Origin of the sequence: Paenibacillus camerounensis, assembly GCF_000723885.1 — a bacterium.
Classification (GTDB): Bacteria; Bacillota; Bacilli; order Paenibacillales; family Paenibacillaceae; genus Paenibacillus_AQ; species Paenibacillus_AQ camerounensis.
Genome location: NZ_CCDG010000018.1, coordinates 51,653 through 71,833 on the forward strand (window position 1 = coordinate 51,653; position 20,181 = coordinate 71,833).

The 20,181-nt window shown below is 47.7% G+C and carries 21 protein-coding genes and 1 tRNA gene; 2 read left to right on the forward strand and 20 right to left on the reverse strand.

What is annotated here, in order from left to right:
* Nucleotides 1–35: 35 nt before the first annotated feature.
* The 8 genes from BN3772_RS07140 to rpsF all read right to left on the reverse strand — a co-directional run bounded on the left by BN3772_RS07140 (nt 36) and on the right by rpsF (nt 8,093).
* Nucleotides 36–467, reverse strand: coding sequence for a CBS domain-containing protein (locus BN3772_RS07140; protein ID WP_042198204.1), 432 nt, complete (start codon nt 465–467; stop codon nt 36–38).
* Nucleotides 468–643: 176 nt separating this feature from the next.
* Nucleotides 644–1,681 carry an LCP family protein gene (locus tag BN3772_RS07145; RefSeq protein ID WP_042198207.1) on the reverse strand — a complete coding sequence of 346 codons (1,038 nt, stop codon included), beginning with the start codon at nt 1,679–1,681 and terminating at the stop codon, nt 644–646.
* Between the two features lie 389 nt (nt 1,682–2,070).
* Nucleotides 2,071–3,789 (reverse strand): oligopeptide ABC transporter substrate-binding protein, encoded by a 1,719-nt coding sequence (opp4A, locus tag BN3772_RS07150; protein ID WP_042198209.1) that lies wholly within the window; start codon nt 3,787–3,789, stop codon nt 2,071–2,073.
* A 280-nt stretch (nt 3,790–4,069) separates the two neighbouring features.
* Entirely contained in the window at nt 4,070–6,016 is a 1,947-nt protein-coding gene (locus tag BN3772_RS07155) for an endonuclease MutS2 (RefSeq protein ID WP_042198212.1), read from the reverse strand.
* A gap of 443 nt (nt 6,017–6,459) precedes the next feature.
* Nucleotides 6,460–6,834, reverse strand: a complete 375-nt coding sequence (locus BN3772_RS07160) for a VOC family protein (protein ID WP_042198214.1) — start codon at nt 6,832–6,834, stop codon at nt 6,460–6,462.
* Between the two features lie 125 nt (nt 6,835–6,959).
* The gene (gene rpsR / locus BN3772_RS07165) at nt 6,960–7,232 is read right to left on the reverse strand and encodes a 30S ribosomal protein S18 (RefSeq protein WP_019914552.1); all 273 of its coding nucleotides are present in this window, start codon (nt 7,230–7,232) and stop codon (nt 6,960–6,962) included.
* Between the two features lie 21 nt (nt 7,233–7,253).
* Nucleotides 7,254–7,760, reverse strand: a complete 507-nt coding sequence (gene ssb / locus BN3772_RS07170) for a single-stranded DNA-binding protein (protein WP_042198216.1) — start codon at nt 7,758–7,760, stop codon at nt 7,254–7,256.
* 48 nt (nt 7,761–7,808) lie between these two features.
* Nucleotides 7,809–8,093 (reverse strand): 30S ribosomal protein S6, encoded by a 285-nt coding sequence (gene rpsF, locus BN3772_RS07175; RefSeq protein ID WP_025706808.1) that lies wholly within the window; start codon nt 8,091–8,093, stop codon nt 7,809–7,811.
* A 219-nt stretch (nt 8,094–8,312) separates the two neighbouring features.
* Here rpsF and BN3772_RS07180 point away from each other — a divergent pair, with 219 nt between their 5' ends.
* Nucleotides 8,313–8,510 carry a YjzC family protein gene (locus BN3772_RS07180; RefSeq protein WP_042198218.1) on the forward strand — a complete coding sequence of 66 codons (198 nt, stop codon included), beginning with the start codon at nt 8,313–8,315 and terminating at the stop codon, nt 8,508–8,510.
* Between the two features lie 444 nt (nt 8,511–8,954).
* On the opposite strand, the gene BN3772_RS07185 is transcribed toward BN3772_RS07180, so the two are convergent.
* The 4 genes from BN3772_RS07185 to BN3772_RS07200 all read right to left on the reverse strand — a co-directional run bounded on the left by BN3772_RS07185 (nt 8,955) and on the right by BN3772_RS07200 (nt 10,617).
* Nucleotides 8,955–9,045 (reverse strand) — tRNA-Ser (locus BN3772_RS07185).
* A 43-nt stretch (nt 9,046–9,088) separates the two neighbouring features.
* Nucleotides 9,089–9,313, reverse strand: a complete 225-nt coding sequence (locus BN3772_RS07190) for a DUF951 domain-containing protein (protein WP_042181917.1) — start codon at nt 9,311–9,313, stop codon at nt 9,089–9,091.
* Nucleotides 9,313–10,341 (reverse strand): mechanosensitive ion channel family protein, encoded by a 1,029-nt coding sequence (locus BN3772_RS07195; protein WP_042198220.1) that lies wholly within the window; start codon nt 10,339–10,341, stop codon nt 9,313–9,315. The genes BN3772_RS07190 and BN3772_RS07195 overlap by 1 nt, the downstream gene beginning before the upstream one ends.
* 18 nt (nt 10,342–10,359) lie before the next feature.
* Complete coding sequence (locus BN3772_RS07200) at nt 10,360–10,617, reverse strand: putative Se/S carrier protein (RefSeq protein ID WP_042198222.1); 258 nt, start codon at nt 10,615–10,617, stop codon at nt 10,360–10,362.
* A gap of 193 nt (nt 10,618–10,810) precedes the next feature.
* Here BN3772_RS07200 and yyaC point away from each other — a divergent pair, with 193 nt between their 5' ends.
* Nucleotides 10,811–11,419: a spore protease YyaC gene (yyaC, locus tag BN3772_RS07205; protein WP_042181923.1), complete on the forward strand. Its 609-nt coding sequence runs from the start codon at nt 10,811–10,813 to the stop codon at nt 11,417–11,419.
* Here the strand turns inward: yyaC and BN3772_RS07210 are convergent.
* The 8 genes from BN3772_RS07210 to mnmE form a co-directional block, all read right to left on the reverse strand.
* Entirely contained in the window at nt 11,391–11,891 is a 501-nt protein-coding gene (locus tag BN3772_RS07210; RefSeq protein ID WP_042198224.1) for a DUF4446 family protein, read from the reverse strand. The two genes, yyaC and BN3772_RS07210, sit on opposite strands and share 29 nt — an antisense overlap.
* Before the next feature lie 21 nt (nt 11,892–11,912).
* Entirely contained in the window at nt 11,913–13,079 is a 1,167-nt protein-coding gene (locus BN3772_RS07215; RefSeq protein ID WP_042198226.1) for an aminotransferase class V-fold PLP-dependent enzyme, read from the reverse strand.
* A gap of 93 nt (nt 13,080–13,172) precedes the next feature.
* The gene (locus BN3772_RS07220) at nt 13,173–14,015 is read right to left on the reverse strand and encodes a ParB/RepB/Spo0J family partition protein (protein ID WP_042198229.1); all 843 of its coding nucleotides are present in this window, start codon (nt 14,013–14,015) and stop codon (nt 13,173–13,175) included.
* Entirely contained in the window at nt 14,008–14,769 is a 762-nt protein-coding gene (locus BN3772_RS07225) for a ParA family protein (protein WP_042181931.1), read from the reverse strand. Before BN3772_RS07225 ends, BN3772_RS07220 begins: the two co-directional genes overlap by 8 nt.
* 196 nt (nt 14,770–14,965) lie before the next feature.
* Entirely contained in the window at nt 14,966–15,784 is an 819-nt protein-coding gene (gene noc, locus BN3772_RS07230; RefSeq protein ID WP_042198259.1) for a nucleoid occlusion protein, read from the reverse strand.
* Between the two features lie 270 nt (nt 15,785–16,054).
* Nucleotides 16,055–16,777 carry a 16S rRNA (guanine(527)-N(7))-methyltransferase RsmG gene (gene rsmG / locus BN3772_RS07235; protein ID WP_042198231.1) on the reverse strand — a complete coding sequence of 241 codons (723 nt, stop codon included), beginning with the start codon at nt 16,775–16,777 and terminating at the stop codon, nt 16,055–16,057.
* Between the two features lie 3 nt (nt 16,778–16,780).
* On the reverse strand, nt 16,781–18,667 hold the full coding sequence (mnmG, locus tag BN3772_RS07240; RefSeq protein WP_042198233.1) for a tRNA uridine-5-carboxymethylaminomethyl(34) synthesis enzyme MnmG: 1,887 nt from the start codon (nt 18,665–18,667) through the stop codon (nt 16,781–16,783).
* A 55-nt stretch (nt 18,668–18,722) separates the two neighbouring features.
* A complete protein-coding gene (mnmE, locus tag BN3772_RS07245) occupies nt 18,723–20,099 on the reverse strand; it encodes a tRNA uridine-5-carboxymethylaminomethyl(34) synthesis GTPase MnmE (RefSeq protein ID WP_042198235.1) in 1,377 nt (458 codons plus the stop codon).
* Nucleotides 20,100–20,181: the final 82 nt, after the last annotated feature.

Here is a 20,181-nt window from a genome sequence, read left to right on the forward strand (position 1 = left end):
GCCGTCTGCTTCTAATCTGCTCCGCAGTCCATCATTTACAATGATTCCTGTGTCTGCGACTGCCTGGAAACAACCTTCTCGCAGTATTCAATAATCTGGCTCCGGCGGACAATACCGATGAACCGGTTCATATCATCGACCACCGGCACAAAATTCTGCACCTTGGCCAAATTAATCAGATCTTCCATATCTGCATCAATCGAGACCGGCAGATTATTCATCCGCAGCGGAACATCCTTAAGCAGAAATCTGGAAGCATTCTCAAAAGTGACCGTCCCGCCTGAATCCTTCATATACCAGAGCAGATCGCCTTCTGTTACTGTACCGGCATACTCTCCGTTCCTGTTCAGAATCGGTACTGCAGTATATCGGTGATATTCCATCCTCTCCAGAGTCTGGCGCAGCGTCGAATCCAGCGTAACGCAGGCCACCTCCTGCTTAGGAAGTAAAAAAAACGCAATATTCATCTCCTGATCCTCCTCAAAGAATTCCGAAGGAATTAACCCTGCTTCTAAGGGCACCCGTAATAATACGCTTTACCCGGCAAGTAGTTCCACCTCATTATACCACGAAGACAGTAAGCAGCAGCCAGTAACATTACACATGGCTGCTGCTTTTATCATTCTATGGAATTTACGGGCTGTTACTCTGCTGTTGCTGTAGCCTTCGGCTTTAGCGCATTTTCGGCTTTTCCAGGCTCAATCAGCTGGCTGACCGGTGTGCCGGCATTCATCCAGTTGTCGATCATTGCCTGTGCCTCACTAAGATCTTCTTCATCAACAATGTCATAATACACACCGTCAATTTTTTTGCCTTCGCCCATAACTGTAAAGCTGGAGATATCCATGTCCTTACCGCCCATGAACTTCTTGGCCAGGCTGATGATCAGCGAAGGCTCCATGTCCGTCTTGAAATTCTCGCCCATAATATCAAGCAGCTCAGGAATTTTACCAATCTGGCTGATTGATAACATTTTATTCGCAACGACATCAATAAAGACCTGCTGCCGCTTAGTCCGGTTGAAATCACTGTCCTCCCGGTAGCGGGTATAATTAAGCGCTTCTTCACCGTTATAGCTCGACTTGCCGCCTACAATGGTGAATTTTTCATGATCAGCACCTTTATTGACGATATCCTTTTTGATCGGAAGCGGAACTCCGTCAATAGCATCGACAGCATCCTTCAGTCCCTGAAAGTTAATTGTGGCATAGTACTGAATATCATGCCCAAGCAGGGCCTCCATTGTATCCTTTGCCATTTGCTGGCCGCCGAAAGCATACGCATGCGTAATTTTGTCCTTTTTGTTATCCCTGTGTCCGATGATCTCAGTATACGTATCACGCGGGATGGATATCAGCAGAAGCTTATAATCCTCCGGACGGACAACGGCATAGATCATCGTATCAGAACGGGCGGTTTCATTCCCGCGCTGGTCTGTACCGAGCAGCATCAGCGAGAACGGATCGCTTTTGAAGACGACGGGTTCAGGCTTAACTGCTGTTGTATTATCCTTAACGAGCGGTACATAAGATTCCTCTTCCAGCTTCGCCTCTACCTGATCCGACAGGAACAGGTCAAAAGCCAGCACCGCAAGCGGCTTCTGGAACAGAAAGCCTCCCAGCAGAATAACGGCAAGCGTTATAAGGGCAATATACCGTTTTTTTAATTTTTTAATGTTCATAAATGAATTCCTTCTTTATGGTGGAATATAATGATGGCTTGCAATCTATTTACAATGCCTGCCCGGGTCATACCGGGCACTCATGTCCGGACTTCTCTCAGCTGCTGTTACGTTCTGCCCCATTCGGTCTTAGCGTTCCCCCTTTCAGGAATTAGGGTCGTTCTAAAAATAGAATAAACCTGGAAATCGGCTTTGACACAGACAATATTTCTATTGTAATCACTTGGCACTCAAAAAGAAATAACAAAAAACGACATTTTTAACGGCAGCAGCCGGTTATTCCTAAAGTATATGACGCTGTAAATCCGGTTTTGATTCATTTTTCATAAAAAAAAGAACCATTCAGCCCGCTGCATTCCGCCGCCGCGACTTCAGGTTCTGCTCTATACTCAGTTAGTCTCCTTAATCCACCATTTTTCCGGCTCATTGATATTGCTGATCGAATTGACCTTCACGCCCTGCAGACGCTTGTTGACTGCTGTAATATTCGTCCGCTCCGCAAAAAAGATCATCGGGACCTCTTCATTAATCAGCTGCTGCCATTCATAATAAATCTGCTTCCGGTATTCCTTGTCGTACGCCTTGGCTTCTACCCCTTCACGGATCAGCTCATCGCTCTGCTCAGAGAACCACCGGGAATAATTCCACAGGTCGGATTGCCGCCACAGCCCCGAAGGATCAGGATCACTGCCCAGCCCCCAGACCCCGTTAAATAGTTCAACTGTAGGATCATCGTTCTCCACCGCCTCATAAAAGAGGTTCAGCTCCTTCAGCTGGCCGCCGTTAAGCCGTACATCAAGCCCGACATTCCGCCAGTCCTGCATAATGGACTTCGTCCGTTCCTCAGCGGTTTTGCTGCCGCTCATCGCGTCATAATGAATGATAAGCGGCTGCCCCTCCGGGTCCTCACGCCAGCCGTCACCATTAATATCAACATACCCGGCCTCCTCGAGCAGCGCTTCTGCCTTCTGCGGGTCAAACGGATAGGTGTTGATCTCGGTATCAGGTATCTTCGCCCAGCTTGTACTGGGAACCGGCGTTTCAATCAGCTCACCCAGCCCGTATGAGAAGCGGTTGATGATGCCTTCTCTGTCCAGCGCATAATACATGGCCTGCCGCAGCCGCTTATCAGCGAACTTCGGGTTGTCCATTACATTCTGCTGTGCCGCTTCATCCCAGCGCCCGAATTTGAAGCCTATGTATTCGTATGACAATTCCGCCGACTGCACCAGCGTTATGTTATCAAGCTCTTTTAGCGCAGTGTAAGCATCCCTTGGCACTGTCCCGATATCCAGGCTGCCCGCTTCAAGTAACCCTGTCATTTCACCGTCGCCCACAACGGTATAATTCACTCCGTCCAGCAGCGCTTTGCCTTTGTAATAGTGATCGAACCGCTTCATCCGGACAAGCTGCCCGGGCTGAATCTCTTCCACCTCGAAGGGTCCAATGCCGATCGGCCGCATACGTACCTGTTCACTGTCTGCCATATCCTTAACCGCGACGCCTTCATAATACTTCTTATTCATCGGGTACGGCCACAAATTGTCAATCGTATTCACCCGCGCAGCGTTAACAGTAATCTTCAAGGTATAAGGGTCTACAACCTTAACTCCGGTTAATTCATCCGTTTCCCCCCGGTGATAGGCATCAGCGCCTTTTATCATCTCCACACTGTAATATCTGGGACCCGTGTAGTCAGGGCTCGCAATAGTCTCAAGCGCAAACTTCCAGTCCTCAACCGTCAGCTCGTCACCGTTATGCCAGCGTACGCCCGGCCTGATTTTGAAGGTAAACACGGTGTGATCATCTGATTCCTTCCAGGAGGCAATATTGGGTACGGTAGTCAGATCATCCTTTACTGTGAACATTGCTTCAGTAATAAAATCAAGCACATTGGAATCATCCTCCCCTTCAAAAAAAGCCGGATCAAACATCCCCTGAAACGGAGACGTATAAGCATAAGTAACGATTCCGCCCGGAGCAGCCTTTTCCTCAACCTTATTGTAGCGTACCGCGTAGGAATCGCTGCTTTTGCCTCCTGCACCGTTGCATGCCGTTAGAATAAAAGTCACCGCCAGCAGCAGTGTGCCGATTTTGGTTTTATACATGTAGTTCTTCCTTTCTGAGGTACAACCCACTAATGAAAGCGTTTTCTAATCTCTATTGTTATAAAAACCGTTGTTTACCAAGCTCATAAACATTCCATATTAAGTTATATATCATATAATGCGTAAATTTTTAAATCCTGAATTTGATCAGCTACAACATAGAGAATAACGAATAATCAGCAGAATGGGAAGGCAATAATTGGAGATGACCGTTATGAAATTATTCCCTGCATCCAAAAAGACCTGCCTTTTCAGGCAGGTCTCCGTGTTTTTTGGGGAGCTATACCTCCTCTTCAGGATGGATAATGCTTAGCCCTTCGACATGCTTTTTCCGCATCAGCTTGCGCTTTTTCCGGTTCTCCTTACTCTCAAAAATAATGTCGAAATCATAATCCTCCGGATACAGCTCCTCCTTCGATAAATACGGCTTCAGACGCTTATGATTAATCCGCAGTTTTTCCTTCTGGACCATTACGCCGACGATCCCCATGCTGTCCTGCCTGGCATATACAATTCCTGTCCGGTTGATTGAGCTGACATATACCGCATCTCCAATCTCAAAGCTGGAGCCTAGTGCCTTGCTGTCTTTAGACGAAGCCTCCTGCAGCTGATCTCCTTGAACAGGCTCCTCTTTGCTGTCCAGAGGGGGTTTATGGCGGTTATGCGCCTTAATAGCCCTCGCTCTCTCCGGAACCTCTGGCCTGCGCTGCTGTGCTGTAAGCTCGTGAGAACGCCGGATTACCTCCGGGGGAATACCCAGCTTTTCGGCAATCTGCAGGGCATAGCTTTCGCCTGCCTCGCCGATGGTGAGCTTGTAGAGCGGCTGAAGCGTGTGCTTATCGAACTCCATCCGCGCGTTTTCGAACCCGGGTGCTGCTGCTGCAAATGATTTTAACTCGTTAAAATGGGTGGTAACAACGATATTGGCGCCTTTGCGGCTCAGTTCCTCCAGAATAGCAATAGAAAGCGCGAAGCCCTCACCGGGATCTGTACCTGCAGCCAGCTCATCAATCAGCAGCAGCACGCCTCTTCCCGCAAAGCGCAGCATGCCTTCAATACTCTTCATCTGGGCGGAGAAGGTGCTCAGCGACTGTGTCAGGCTCTGTCCGTCTCCAATCACACTGACAATATCAGAGAAGACGGTAAATTCACTTTGCTCCTCGACAGGGATCAGCAGGCCGGACTGAACCATGGCACTCAGGAGCCCGAGTGTCTTGAGAACCACTGTCTTTCCCCCTGTATTCGGGCCGGTGACAATCAGTGACTTGTAGCTTTGGCCAAAATTAAGGCTGACCGGTACCATATCCTTCAGCTTAGGATGCCTGCCCCCGTTCATGCGCAGCACCCCCCGGTCATTAAGGGCTACATTACGTGCATTCAAAGAGCGTGCATACTTGGCCTTGGCAAAAATAAAATCATAGACTCCCGTCACCTCAATATTGAGGCGGAGCGATTCCTGCTCCCGCTCCACAAGTCCGCTCAGCATGCTCAGGATAATGCCCTCCTCCCTTGCCTCATCTGCTGCCAGCAGCTCCAGCTCGCCCTGCAGTGCGGCAATTTCATACGGCTCCACGAATACCGTCTGCCCGCTTGTCGACTGGTCCAATACAGCTCCCTTCACCTGCTTGTGATACTCCCGCTTTACCGGAATTACATACCGTCCGCCACGCATACTGACCAGATTCTCCTGAAGAATAGACTGATGCCTCGACATAATGCTGTCCAGCTTGCGCTGCAGCCGGTCCTTGGCTACCGCTAATTGCTTGCGTACCCGTTCCAGCCCTCTGCTGGCCTGAGTCTCGATCACGCCGAACCGGATGCAGCGCCCGATCTCTTCCCGGAGCCCCGGCAGCTCCTGCAGTGAAGACCCGTAAGCGGCAATCCGCGGCGCACTCTGCTCTTTGGAGGCCATGTATTTGCGCAGCTGCCCGCAACTGTTCAGGAAGACGCCAACCGCCGACAAATCCTGCTCGCTGAACAAATATCCCGTACCTATCAGAGACATAACCCATTCAATCCCTTCCAGTGATGGCAGAGGAACACTGGCACCGCGCTCAAGCAGCTCCTTAGCCTCCTCTGTCTCCTCCAGTGCACGGTGTATTGCCGTCATATAAATCATAGGCTCAAGCTCTTCTGCCAGCCTTTTACCTTCGTAAGAGACTGTATACCGTACAACCTCCTGTTTTATTTCTTCATAACCAAGTGTGCGCAGGCTCTCAAGATTCACTGATAATCCTCCTCTAAAATAATCATTTGATTAGGCGGTGCGCCTGTTTCCGGGTAACAAAAAAAGGGCAAAGACTGCACTATGCAGTCCTTGCCCTTCACTAAAACAGAAATGTCCCTTGTGTACTCCAGCCTCCGGCTGCACCCCATACATGCCCGGAAAACAGAAAAAACCATGCTCAAGAGCACGGTTTATCACAAAGGAACATTTGCCGTTCAAGAGGCAATGTTGACGCTTCGCGTGTTCTTAACTAAATCATCCACTTCAAACAAGAGATAGGCATGAATTGCACATACCTAAACAGAGCAAGCCCTCAGCCTATGCTGGTCCTGCTGCCGCTTATCTTAAAGTGATATGAAATTGCTAGTTAAGAACGCTCACCGACATCAAAATTTCCCCTTTGTTATAGGATACCTGTAATTTACTACATTTTGTTAGGTACGTCAATTACCGGAGAAATAATTAAACACCCAGGTGATTCCATTCTTACAGTCAGATACTTGTCCATGCAGCGCGCCGAAAAAGGTTTTTTGCAGCTCCACCTGGACTTTACCGCCGTCTGAGACCAGTCTTTCGTAGATGCCGTTCAGCTCCTCCTCGCTCTCAAGAGCCATAATAATGCTGACATTCGCAGTCTTGGCACCGCGGCCGTAATCATCGGAGAAATGGATCAGGCTCTGGCCCAGCTGCAGATCAGCATGCAACAGCTTACCGTTATGCTCATTCAGCACTTTAATTTCTCCGCCGAATATACTCTGGTAATACTCAACTGACTCCCGTACATTTTCAATGATTACATAAGGGCTTGCACTGATCATAATCATGCCTCCAAAGATTTTCTTTTTATTATATACAATTGCAGCGGCCGCTACTAAGCGAGAGTTTATCTGCTCAAGAATACAGCAAAAAAGCAGCCGGCTATGCCGGCTGCTTCATAAACGTCCTATTCCGTTGTGTAAGGCAGCAGCGCGATTTGACGCGAGCGTTTTACAGCAATAGTCAGAGCGCGTTGGTATTTTGCACTTGTACCTGTTACACGACGCGGCAAAATCTTTCCGCGTTCGCTGATGAACTTCTTGAGAAGCTCAGTGTCTTTATAGTCAATGTGAGTAATTTTGTTCACAGTGAAGTAGCACACTTTTTTGCGCTTGTTGCGTCCACCACGACGTGCCGGTCTTTTGTCGTTGTCTCCGCCTTCTCTTTGTTTGAAAGCCATGTTCTTTTCAGTCCTTCCTTATTAAAATGGCAAATCATCGTCCGATATATCGATCGGTTTTCCATCGCCCGAAAAAGGATCTTGATTATTGTTGCTGCGCGAGAAATTATTGTTATTTCCGCGTGCACTGTTACCGCCGTTACCGCCGCCATAGGCAGGCTCTTCAGGCATACTACCGCCGCTTGATGCATTTCCGCCTTCACGGTTTTGCGAGGATTCCAGGAAACGGACATTATCAGCAATAACTTCAGTAACGTATACACGTTTGCCTTCGTTATTCTCGTAATTCCGTACTTGGATGCGTCCTTCTACGGCTGCCAGACGTCCTTTGCGCAAATAATTGGCACAGGTCTCAGCCAGCTGTCTCCAGGTTACTACCGGGATGAAGTCCGCTTCGCGTTCACCGTTCTGGCCCGTAAAGTTACGGTCTACGGCAAGCGTAAACTGTGTTACGGCAACACCAGCAGGAGTATAACGAAGTTCCGGGTCACGGGTCAACCGACCGATCAGAATGATACGGTTCAACAATTCAATCCCCTCCTTATAACGCGATTTGTTACAAAGCTTGTCTCGATCTTAGGCAACGTCGTTCGTAATGAGATAACGAATAACTTCGTCAGAAATCTTCATGATACGCTCAAGCTCAGTAACTACTGCAGGTTCTGCAGTGAAGTTAACCAAAACATAAACGCCATCACGGAATTTCTTGATCTCATACGCAAGACGGCGTTTACCCTGCACATCGTGTTTTGTAATTTCCCCGCCGTTGGAGATGATGCCTTGGAATTTTTCGACTGCTGCTTGAACGGCTTCTTGTTCAATATCAGGACGAATAATGTACATCACTTCGTATTTGCGCATAAATTTCACCTCCTTATGGTCTTCGGCCCCTGATCACGTCAGGAGCAAGGAGCGAGCACAAACATAGACTCGCACCAAATCAGTTTAGCAAATTACACAGCTGATTGCAAGCTATTTCATACATAGCAACATAAAGGTACTTTTTAGCTACATGAAGCCCGGCGGTGCTGCACACAATACATGCGTAATGATCACTCTACAAGAAGGAGGATTATCATAATGGGCGAGCGTACAGAATACGAAAAAGGCGACCGGGCGCCAAATCCGGGTGTCTATACAGAGGTAGGCGAGGCGCGCAGCTTCCATACCGAAATCCAGAATCCGAAGCGGATTACAATGGAGAAGGGTGATATTTTCCCTGAGACCAGCAACAAGGACCGTAAGTGGAAAAAGGCCGAGAAGGCGCGTGTCCATTAATTTAGTGAGGACATGTATAAAAAGCTGACTCAAGCACATAATAAGCTCAGGCAGTACAAAAGAGAGGTGTGGTTCCGTTGTACGTCGATGACGAACACAATCACTGGGATTCTGATACAGCAACTATTGTAACCCGGGAACCGTAAGGCTGGCCCTTAACAGGAAACTGCTTCACCATTCCCTAAGAATGGTAACCGTTTCTTATCTTTTGAAGAGGGCATCAGCTTTTGCATTACCCATGCACTTTAGCGGCTTTAGACAGACTAATTCCGAACATCATTGATGTACTGCCTCTGGAGAGAGATCCGCAAGGATCTCTCTTTTTGTATTGTTGTGGCAGTTCTTCTGCTTAAGCCTATCTGTTCCTGAATACTTCACAAGTAACGCACAAAAAACCTCCGCAGCAACGGAGGCCTGATTAACGTTATTGGTAAAAAGCTGTGGTGGCGGAGAGGGTGGGATTCGAACCCACGCACGCTTTGACACGCCTAACTGATTTCGAGTCAGCCCCCTTGGGCCTCTTGGGTACCTCTCCGCAGCAAGACCTATTGTATCATGGCGTTTTTACTTTTGCAAGTTTAATTATGGGTCCCCTCTGTCCCAGCTCCGGCACTCTTTGAGCGGAGCACCTTCTTGAGGTTCTTCTCGAACTTAGTACGGGGGATTAACACGCTATGCTGGCAGCCTGTGCATTTAATGCGGATATCCATCCCCATCCTGATGATCTCCATCTCATTAGTTCCGCAGGGATGAGGCTTTTTCATCAGCACAATATCTCCCAGTTCAAAAACCTTCCGTTCCATCAGTTATCCCCCTCTTCTCCCTCTTGGGCTGCAGCAATCTGCCGCCTTGGAATAGCTCCCGCCGTCTCCTGGGCTTCTCTGGCGGTCTTTATAAGCTCCGCCTCAATTGCCGCCTGTGCTGCCTGTCCCTCTTGTTCCAGCGCCTTACGCGCAGCTTCAGCCTCTTCCAGTGCAGTCTGCTTCTCCAACGCCTGTTTGATATCGCTATGGATCTGCCGCTGGGCTGCATCCCGGGCATTTGGCTGGCAGTTGGCAGCTATACGGATGACAAACTCCGATGTGCTCATCGACTGGACACCGAGTATAGTCGGATATGCAATAATGTTGTCACTCCGCTCTTCAATCCCCTTTAATGCTTCGCCGATCAGGGCAAGTGTGTTCTCCAGGCCCCGTTCAATCTTCACCGGCACATCTACAACAGCCATTGCATTAGCCAGCGAGTAGTTCGTTACATTGATAATCGATCCGTTAGGAATAATGTGTACCTCGCCTGTGAAGCTGAGCAGTCTGGTCGTTCTAAGCCCGATCATTTCCACAGTTCCTTTATAAGTACCGGTCTGAATGACATCGCCAACTGCGAACTGATCCTCAAAAATAATAAAGAACCCTGTGATAACATCTTTGACCAAACTCTGTGCTCCAAAACCGATGGCCAGGCCAACAACACCCGCTCCTGCCAGCAAAGGGCCGAGATCGAAATTAAACTCGGAAAGAATCAGCATAATCATGACAAAATTACAGATCACGGTGACTACATTTTTCAGCAGGCCGCCCACTGTAGAAAAGCGACGGCTGTTGGCCAGAATACGGCTTCCGGTCATTTCTTTTTCCATCGACCGGTCAATGACCTTACACACCAATTTAATAATCAGCCTGGTTAAGAGAAAGATTGCAAGGATTCTCAATCCCGAAAATAAAACACTTGCCCACATATCTGCATCTGTTACCCAGTTCCATACTTTGTCCTTGAACCGGACAGCTTCTTCCAGAGCCTCTATCCCCGTAGCCTCCAACATCCACACTTGCATCCGTTTGTTCCTCCCTCACTAAGCGCTTATCTCTATATACCCGCTTCCCTCTTCATTCTTACTGAAGATCCCCCGAATTTCAACGTTTTGCCCGGTGATGATCTCCTTCACCCCTGAGAGGTCCTCATGAAAGAATTGAATGGACATTGCGCAGCCTGCCGTAATTTCCTTAGGAGTCGGGAAGATATCAATTTCGATTTCGGCATATTCCAGCAGCATTTCAGCACGCAGCGCCTGCTGGGTGGAGTCAAATGCAATCAGAAGCTCTTCCTTCATCTCCTTACCTCCCTCTGGGCTTAAGGTCCTATCTCTCGCACCTGTAGTATAAAAAATTTTTTTCATCCATATACTAGGATCATCAACGCTCTCCCGCGGACAATGACTTTACGCTATCAGCACTCTTTGAAACAACAGCAATGCCTGCTGATATTTTTGCAGATGCTCCGCTTTTAAGAAAGGAAGATTAATTATGAATTTATCATCTCAAGCTGCGCCGCTTAAAGAGCCGTCCTGCCTTAAAGTATCACATGCTGATCCCAATATTTACTCGACGATTACCCATCGTTTGCTGTTTCACTTTTCACGGACCCGTCCGGATACACCTATTGTGATTGTCTGCGTCGGGACTGACCGTTCGACCGGTGACTCACTTGGCCCTCTGGTGGGTTCAGCCTTATCCCGTTACCATAGTCCATTATTCCATCTCTATGGTACTTTGGATGAGCCGGTGCATGCCGTTAACCTTGAAGAAACACTCACCCTCATTTATAACAAGCATAATGACCCTTTTATTATCGGAATTGATGCCTGTCTGGGTCATTCCGCCAGTGTCGGCTGCATTCAGGTCGTTGACGGTCCCCTGCGCCCCGGCGCCGGTGTCAACAAGCAGTTACCTCCTGTTGGAGACATTCATCTGACCGGAATTGTCAATGTCGGCGGATTCATGGAATACTTTGTGCTGCAGAATACCCGGCTCAGCCTAGTAATGCGTTTAGCCGATATTATTGCCGTCAGCCTTTTTTCTTCACTGAAGCAGTGGCATCTTCATGCTAACTCTGCTGCTGCGCTTGAGCAATGACTTCCTTTTCTTCCGGCGACAGCGGGTACTGTGAGGCTCCGTTTTCAAGGGGTTTAGAATATATATAGGAATTTTCCCGGTTATGCAGGCTAGTTAAAACCACACCATTGCTGTTGTCGTCAACTATGGCTATGGAGAAGCTCAGGTCACTCCCTCTTTCTCCAAAGGCATTGTAACGCTTTACTGCAACTTTTGATTTCATACCGCGCATTTTATTCTGTGCCGCTTCAATCAGCGCCTTATGCTCACGCTGGCCTTCATCCAAACGCTCACCCTGATTTTTCAGATCAATCAGCAGGCTTTCAAGATCCTCTACACCGTTTCCGCTCATCATCATTTCATATTTACGCCGCATACGGCGCAGCTTGCTGCCTTGTACGATCTGCACAATAACTAGAATTACGATTATAATTACAGCCGCGAACATAACCAGTGAAATCTGTTCATTAATCATCTGATTCAACTCTAACATGTATGGACCATCCTTTTATCTTTATCTGCTGCTGCAGGCACCGCCGTATAATTCCTCCATGGCGTCCAGCATTCTTTTTATATCATGCTCAGTTGAGCTGACGCCTACACTTACTCTGACCGCCCCGCTCTCCAGGGTTGCTGCTGCTTTATGAGCCAACGGTGTACAATGCATTCCGGCCCGCACTGCAATATTATATTCACGGTCCAGACGATGGGCAATTGCCGCTGACTCCTGTCCCTCAACTGTAAAAGAAACGATCCCGCTGCGCGGAGCCCCGGGTTTTGGACCAAGCATCCTCAGACCGGAAATGCCAGATAACCCCTCCATCAGCTGCTGCGTCAAAAGCCACTCATCATGATGAATCTTGGCTATGCCTATTGATTTGATTTTACGCACACCGGCCAGCAGTCCGGCTATACCTACTGCGTTCTGAGTACCTGCCTCATAGCGGTCAGGACGGACATCCGGCTGTTCGCTGCTTTCAGACTGACTCCCGGTACCTCCGTGCATCAGCGGCTCAAGCTCAAGCTCAGGAGAAATGTAAATACCGCCTGTTCCCTGCGGGCCCAGCAACCCCTTGTGCCCCGGAAAAGCAAGCAGGTCGATATTCATTTCCCGCACATTAATATCCAGCACTCCTGCACTCTGGGCTGCATCAACCAGATAAACTGCATTATGCGCTTTGGCAATCATGCCGATTTCGCTGACGGGAAGGATGCTTCCCAGCAGATTAGAGCTGTGATTACAAATCACCATTTTGGTCGATGGCCTAAACAGCTGTTTCAATGCCGTCAGACTAATTTGCCCCTCTTCATCCACTTGCAGATAATCAATCTTTATCCCCATCGTCCGCCGCAGATACTCAAGCGGGCGGCGAACCGAATTATGTTCAGTCATTGTAGATATAACATGATCCCCTGCACGAAGTGTCCCCTTAATTGCCATATTGAGACCCATTGTCGTGTTATGAGTAAATGCAATATCCTGGGCGTTACTTATACCAAATAGTTCAGCAAGTTCACAGCGTGCCCTCACAAGCACTCTTCCGGTTCCTATAGCAAGCGAGTGGTTCCCCCTTCCGGCATTAGCACCCGAATGTTCCAGCGCCTCCATCATCGCTGCAGCCACCTCTGGCGGCTTTGGCCAGGAGGTGGCTGCGTGATCCAAATAGACTAGCGTCTCCATTCTCTAACCTCACTTTTTAAGTGTAAAAAACATACCCCTCCATATCCGTATTAGGGATACCTCAGGATATGTTTTATCGCACAAGGTTGAAGATCAGTTTCCAAGCAACTCCAGCAATCTTTCCAGATCCTGAGCACTGTAGTAATTAATTTCGATCTTGCCTTTATCTTTGCCTTGTTTTATTTTCACTGTTGTTTTGAATTTTTCGCGTAATCCTTCCTCAACGTTGTCAATATACGGATCACGTTTTATTACTTTTGCTTTTTCACCCGCAGCCGGCTTTCGGTCAAGGTTTTTTACTACCTCTTCCAGTTGCCTTACACTCCACTGCTGTTCTACACATTGCTCTGCAAGCTGCTTTACTATTCCAGGATCTTTAAGACCAACAATTGCACGGGCATGACCCATAGAAATTGTTCCACGTGAAACATAATCCTTCACTTCTTCCGGCAAGGTTAACAACCGCAAAAAGTTGGCAATATGAGATCTGGATTTCCCTACCTTTAGCGAAAGCTCTTCTTGGGTTAATGAAAATTGATCCATTAAACCTTGATAGGCTACGGCAATCTCCATGGCGTTAAGATTTTCACGCTGCAGGTTCTCAATAAGAGCAATCTCCATTACCTGCTGATCACTTAAACTTCTTACAACAGCGGGAATAGTTGCTTTTCCACAATATTGCGATGCCCGGAATCTGCGTTCGCCGGCAATAATTTCATAACCCTTTAACACACTGCGGACAATAATCGGCTGGATGACTCCATGCTGTCTAATTGACTCTGCCAGCTCTTGAATCGCATCCTCATTGAAATCCTTACGCGGCTGGTATGGATTGGCCCGCAATTGGCCTAAAGGAATCTCGACAACCTTATCATCTTCATTAATAGATAAGGATGGAATCAGTGCATCTAGACCTTTCCCTAAACGCTTACTCATAAGAGATCACTTCCTTTGCCAGCTCTAAATACACTTCCGCTCCCTTTGAACGTGAATCATACGTAATAATGGACTGCCCGTGTGAAGGTGCTTCACTGAGGCGGATGTTACGCGGAATGATTGTGCGGTATACTTTTTCCTGAAAATACTTCTTAACCTCTTCAATAACCTGAATCCCTAAGTTTGTCCGCGCATCCAGCATAGTCAGCAGAACACCTTCAATACTCAAGTTCGGATTTAGATTTTTTTGAACCAGCCGCACCGTGTTAAGCAATTGGCTTAACCCCTCAAGTGCATAGTATTCACATTGTATAGGAATAATCACCGAGTCAGCTGCGGTCAATGAGTTAATCGTTAAAATACCAAGCGACGGCGGGCAGTCAATAATGATGTAATCGTAGTTGCTTTTAACTGCGTTGAGTGCCTTCTTCAGCTTTAATTCTCTGGAAATTGTCGATACTAACTCAATCTCGGCACCCGCCAGTTGAATGGTTGCCGGGATAATATCCAGCCCGTCAATCTGGGTATGCTGAATAGTATCCTGTGGATTCACTTCATTAATAAGAATATCGTAAATGCAATTTGCTACATCCGCTTTGTTGACGCCAACGCCGCTTGTAGTGTTGCCTTGCGGGTCAATATCGACAAGAAGCACTCTCTTCCCCAGTGTAGCCATGCCGGCACCCAGGTTGACAGAGGTTGTCGTTTTTCCGACTCCGCCTTTTTGATTTGCTATGGCAATAATCTTGGACACTTATTTCACCTCGAATTGTTAGAAAGAATCATCTTGTAGTTCGTGAAGTTTAACGTTTTGAACGGCATCAATTTTGCGAGAAAATAGACAAATATACAAGTAAAGTTCAATTAACAGCCTACAGCGGTATATTCCGCCTATAGTCACAGAAAAGGCGGCCAATCACCTCAGGGCCGCCTTCAGCTTTTGAAACAATTTATCGTTTAGGGATCTGAATCACAATCTCATAATGGTCACCGCGGTCATTCTCCGAAGTCTTAATCTCCATTCCTGAGCCTGTTACCATATCAATCGATTGACGAATTGTATTAAGCGCTAGACGAACATCCTTGGTATAGGAAACCCGCTTTGATTTTTTGGTATTCTGGCTAAGTGCCTTGTAAAAGGCAATACGTGCTTCTGTCTGCTTAACATTCAGTTCCTTGGATATGATCTCTGCAAGTACCTTCAGTTGCATCTCGACACTATCCAAAGAAAGCAGTGAACGTGCATGCCGCTCAGTAATCTTCCGCTCCATAAGCGCGGTCTTCACTTCTTCCGGCAGCTGCAAAAGACGGATCTTATTAGCAATTGTAGATTGGCTTTTACCTAGACGCTGTGCCAGGCTTTCCTGGGTCAATTGATGAAGATCGATAAGCTTCTGATAGGCAATGGCTTCCTCAATAGAAGTCAGCCCCTCCCGTTGCAGGTTTTCAATCAAAGCGATAGAGGCAGCCTGAGAATCATTGAACTCGCGGACAATAGCCGGAACCGTATCCATACCGAGCTTCTTAACTGCACGCCAGCGGCGTTCCCCCGCAATAAGCTCATACTGGGAATCACGTACACGTACAACAATCGGCTGAATAACTCCGTGAGTTTTGATGGTCTGACATAGTTCATCTATCTTCTCATCATCAAAAATCGTCCGGGGCTGATAAGGACTGCTGATAACCTCATGAACCGGGATTTGTTTGACCTCTTCTCCGCTGCTCCGCTCATTAAATCCAAAAAGCTTGGTGAATTGTTCTTTCATTCCGTTCATAACCACCTAGTTTCAATATAGTACGAGCCTCTTAACCTGGCCTGGCAAAAAGCTTATCGTACAGCCTTCACTACTAAACGATACTATATCATTCTATCACTTTTCCGCATATAATCCTATTCTCCATAAAGACCTATTTTTCCTGCCATTTAAAATAAATGAAATACAATTTTGGTTCATCCATAAAAAAAAGCCCTTAGTAATTAAGGGCCTTTGTTAGCTCTGCTATTAAAATGGATAAAAATGTTTCACGTGAAACAATCAAATAAGCGGCGACTTGGCAGGCACTCCTGCTTTACGCGGATACTTGGCCGGTGTAGCACCTGTCTTGCGGATCATAACAATGTGCCTTGCAGATTCCTCTACCGGCAGACTGAACGATTCCACTTTTTTTAGCTCAGCACGTAATTCTTTAAGGCTGCGTCCGGCTTCAGATAATTCTTCGCCGGGATCATTTCCCTTCATAGCGGCAAAGATACCCTCTTTCCGGGTAAAGGGAAGGCAAAATTCGTTCAACAGTGACAGGCGGGCAACCGCCCGGGCAGTAACTACATCATACGCGTCCCGATGTACAAACTGTCTGGAAATATCTTCTGCACGGCCATGAATCAGCTGTACTCCAGTTAACCCCAATGTATCGCAGATATGCTGAAGGAAGGAAATCCTTTTGCTGAGTGAATCAACGATGGTCAGTTTCATATGCGGGAAACAAATTTTTAATGGTATGCCCGGAAATCCTGCACCTGATCCGATATCAGCGAGACTGTTGACTTCATTCATATTCATATAAAAGGCAAGCGATAATGAGTCATAAAAATGCTTTGTATACACCTGATCGCGCTCGGTAATACCTGTCAGGTTCATTTTTTCATTCCAGGAGACCAGTTCCCGGTAGTAGAGCTCAAACTGCTCCAGCTGGCGGGGGGAGAGCTCAATTCCCTTCTCCTGTAATAGTGCAACATACTGTATTATTGTGCTGTCCATAATTTATCCTTTCGCCGCCGTTACCCGGTTGTAATGCTCTAAGTGTACCAGCAGAATCGAAATATCAGCCGGTGTAACTCCGGCAATCCGTGACGCCTGGCCAATTGAAATCGGAGCAATCTTGGTCAGCTTCTGGCGGGCTTCCATTGCAAGCCCATGAATGACATTGTAATCTATATCATCAGGTATCTTTTTCTTTTCCATTTTTTGCAGCTTCTCTACGTGAGCCAGCTGCTTCTCGATATAACCGGCATATTTAATCTGAATCTCAACCTGCTCTTTCATCTCTTCGTCCAGTACTTCTGGTGAAGGTGAAATCTGATCAACCAAGCTGTAAGCAACCTCCGGACGGCGCATCAGTACAAGCAGATTGGAGCCGTCAACAATAGGAGCTGACTCATAAGCTGCCAGAACTTCATTAACCTCTACAGGCTTCACCTTCGTTTCCTGAAGGCGGACAATTTCACGGTCGACTGTTTCTTTTTTATGCATAAAGGCATCATAGCGCTGCTGCGGAATAAGTCCGATATCATATCCGATAGGAGTAAGGCGCAGGTCGGCATTATCATGACGGAGAAGCAGACGGTACTCGGCGCGTGAGGTAAGCAGACGGTAGGGCTCATTCGTACCCTTAGTCACCAGGTCGTCGATTAATACTCCGATATACCCCTGGGAACGGTCAAGCACTACAGGTTCTCTATCCTGTACTTTACGGGCAGCATTAATGCCGGCCATTACACCTTGCCCTGCAGCTTCCTCATATCCTGATGTACCGTTAATTTGCCCTGCGGTAAAGAGCCCTGGCAGACGCTTTGTCTCAAGTGAAGGCCACAGCTGGGTAGGTACCATGGCATCATATTCAATCGCATAACCATTGCGCATCATTTCAACCTTTTCCATTCCGGGAATAGAACGAAGCACAGCTAGCTGCACGTCCTCAGGCAGGCTGGTAGAAAGTCCCTGTACATAATACTCGGAAGTGTTTTTTCCTTCCGGTTCAAGAAAAATCTGGTGCTGCGACTTGTCACTGAACCGAACCACCTTATCTTCAATGGAAGGACAATAACGCGGGCCTGTTCCTTCAATAATACCGGTAAACATCGGGGCACGATGAAGATTGTCATTAATGATCTGGTGCGTAGCCGGCTGTGTGTAAGTCAGCCAGCAAGGCAGCTGTTCGTTATCCGATGACTTGGTCTCAAAAGAGAAAAACTTAGGCTTATCATCGCCCGGCTGAATCTCTGTTTTGGAGAAATCAATGGTATCCCTGTGTACACGCGGCGGCGTACCTGTCTTAAAGCGGACCAGCTCAAAGCCCAGTTCACGCAGGTTTTCCGACAGGCGCACTGAAGGCTGCTGGTTGTTAGGACCGCTCTCATATGTCAGTTCACCCATAATCACTTTTCCGCGCAGGTAGGTTCCGGTCGTCAGTATAACTGTTTTGCTGCGGTAGACTGTACCGGTCTTGGTTATAACCCCGGTACATTTGCCATCCTCCACAATAAGCTCCTCTACCATTCCCTGGCGGAGCGTCAGATTAGGCGTCTTTTCCATGGTTTCTTTCATAGCATGCTGATAAAGAAATTTATCCGCCTGTGCGCGCAATGCGTGAACTGCCGGACCTTTGCCTGTATTAAGCATACGCAGCTGAATAAAGGTTTTATCAATATTGCGTCCCATTTCGCCGCCCAGCGCATCAATTTCACGCACGACATGTCCCTTAGCAGGGCCGCCGATCGAAGGATTACACGGCATAAATGCCACCATATCCAGGTTAATCGTAATCATCAAAGTATTGCAGCCCATCCGGGCCGCAGCCAGTGCAGCTTCGCAGCCGGCATGTCCGGCGCCTATGACCACTACGTCATAGCTGCCTCCTTCATAACCCATTTCTATTCCTCCTGACTGCTTATCTTAAAGCAGCTATTATATAATGTTAATCCGATTATTTGCCAAGACAGAATTGCGAAAAAATCTGGTCGAGCAGAGAATCGGCAGCCGTATCTCCGATAATCTCCCCAAGCTGTTCCCATGCCAGGCGCACATCAATCTGAATCATATCAATTGGCACCAGCATGTCTGCAGCCTCATAAGCATCCAGCAGTGATCTATGCGCCTTTTTAAGGAGGGCAATATGCCGTACATTGCTTACATAAGTCAGATCGCCGGATTCCAGCTTGCCGCCGAAGAAGAGCTCCGAAATAGCTTCCTCCAGCTTGTCGAGTCCCTCTTCCTCCAGTACAGACATCGGCACAATGCTCGACTCTTCAAAAAAGGTACGCAGTTTAACTTTGTCGAGGTGCGGCGGTAAGTCCATTTTATTCATGATGACCAAAGCTTGTCTACCGTGTATTTGTTCCATCAGTGCCAGTTCGTCCTCATGCAGCTCTTCGTTTGCATTCAGAACAAGCAAAATCAGGTCGGCATCGCTAAATGCAGCTTTGGACCGTTCCACGCCGATCCGTTCAACAACATCCATTGTTTCACGGATACCGGCGGTATCAAGCAGCTTCAGCGGAATATTATTAATGGTTACATACTCTTCTATAACATCACGCGTTGTTCCCGGAATATCAGTTACTATCGCTTTATTGTCACGGGCAAGCGCATTAAGCAAAGAGGACTTGCCGACATTGGGCCGGCCTACAATTGCCGTCGTAATACCTTCGCGCAGAATTTTACCTTCATTGGCAGTCTTCAGCAGCTTATCAATGCCTGCCATAACCTCACTGCTCTTTTCTTTAATGAATTCTGCAGTCAATGCTTCAACATCATGCTCAGGATAATCAATGTTCACTTCGATATGCGCCAGCGTTTCAATCAGGGTATGCCGCAGTGACTTAATCCGCTCCGATAAAGAACCGCTCACCTGCTTCAGGGCAACTGAGAAAGCCCGGTCGGACTTGGAACGGATCAGATCGATAACCGCTTCCGCCTGAGAAAGATCGATCCGCCCGCCCAAAAAGGCACGCTTGGTGAATTCCCCCGGCTCAGCCAGACGGATATCCTGCTGCAGCAGCAGATCCATAACTCTTCTGACAGAGATAACCCCGCCATGGGCACTGATCTCTACTACATCCTCTGTAGTAAAAGAGCGCGGCCCCTTCATTACGGTTACCAGCACCTCTTCCATCCGTTCCCCGTCTGCGGGATTTATTATATGACCGTAGTGGACGGTATGGGAAGCAACCTCTGTAAGCGGCTTGGCACCGCGGAATAAAGAGGCAACCTCTGAGATCGCCTCCGGTCCGCTTACCCGGACAATCGCAATTCCTCCCTCACCCAGCGCCGTCGATACGGCAGCAATAGTATCACTAAGCATACTGTTTCTCACCTCAATATAATGTTTAATATCTCAAGAAAGAACTTATTGTCTTTAAAAAAAGCAATGACCCCTCACATTG

Excerpts from the sequence above, each read along its gene's own strand:
- rsmG (WP_042198231.1), bottom strand. The coding sequence starts at position 16,777 with ATGGACAGCACAATAATACAGTATGTTGCACTATTACAGGAGAAGGGA.
- BN3772_RS07140 (WP_042198204.1), bottom strand. The coding sequence starts at position 467 with ATGAATATTGCGTTTTTTTTACTTCCTAAGCAGGAGGTGGCCTGCGTT.
- noc (WP_042198259.1), bottom strand. The coding sequence starts at position 15,784 with ATGAAAGAACAATTCACCAAGCTTTTTGGATTTAATGAGCGGAGCAGC.
- BN3772_RS07190 (WP_042181917.1), bottom strand. The coding sequence starts at position 9,313 with ATGGAACGGAAGGTTTTTGAACTGGGAGATATTGTGCTGATGAAAAAG.
- BN3772_RS07160 (WP_042198214.1), bottom strand. The coding sequence starts at position 6,834 with ATGATCAGTGCAAGCCCTTATGTAATCATTGAAAATGTACGGGAGTCA.
- mnmE (WP_042198235.1), bottom strand. The coding sequence starts at position 20,099 with ATGCTTAGTGATACTATTGCTGCCGTATCGACGGCGCTGGGTGAGGGA.
- rpsF (WP_025706808.1), bottom strand. The coding sequence starts at position 8,093 with ATGCGCAAATACGAAGTGATGTACATTATTCGTCCTGATATTGAACAA.
- rpsR (WP_019914552.1), bottom strand. The coding sequence starts at position 7,232 with ATGGCTTTCAAACAAAGAGAAGGCGGAGACAACGACAAAAGACCGGCA.
- opp4A (WP_042198209.1), bottom strand. The coding sequence starts at position 3,789 with ATGTATAAAACCAAAATCGGCACACTGCTGCTGGCGGTGACTTTTATT.
- BN3772_RS07195 (WP_042198220.1), bottom strand. The coding sequence starts at position 10,341 with ATGCAAGTGTGGATGTTGGAGGCTACGGGGATAGAGGCTCTGGAAGAA.
- BN3772_RS07215 (WP_042198226.1), bottom strand. The coding sequence starts at position 13,079 with ATGGAGACGCTAGTCTATTTGGATCACGCAGCCACCTCCTGGCCAAAG.
- BN3772_RS07180 (WP_042198218.1), top strand. The coding sequence starts at position 8,313 with ATGGGCGAGCGTACAGAATACGAAAAAGGCGACCGGGCGCCAAATCCG.
- BN3772_RS07220 (WP_042198229.1), bottom strand. The coding sequence starts at position 14,015 with ATGAGTAAGCGTTTAGGGAAAGGTCTAGATGCACTGATTCCATCCTTA.
- BN3772_RS07200 (WP_042198222.1), bottom strand. The coding sequence starts at position 10,617 with ATGAAGGAAGAGCTTCTGATTGCATTTGACTCCACCCAGCAGGCGCTG.
- BN3772_RS07145 (WP_042198207.1), bottom strand. The coding sequence starts at position 1,681 with ATGAACATTAAAAAATTAAAAAAACGGTATATTGCCCTTATAACGCTT.
- yyaC (WP_042181923.1), top strand. The coding sequence starts at position 10,811 with ATGAATTTATCATCTCAAGCTGCGCCGCTTAAAGAGCCGTCCTGCCTT.
- BN3772_RS07210 (WP_042198224.1), bottom strand. The coding sequence starts at position 11,891 with ATGTTAGAGTTGAATCAGATGATTAATGAACAGATTTCACTGGTTATG.
- mnmG (WP_042198233.1), bottom strand. The coding sequence starts at position 18,667 with ATGGGTTATGAAGGAGGCAGCTATGACGTAGTGGTCATAGGCGCCGGA.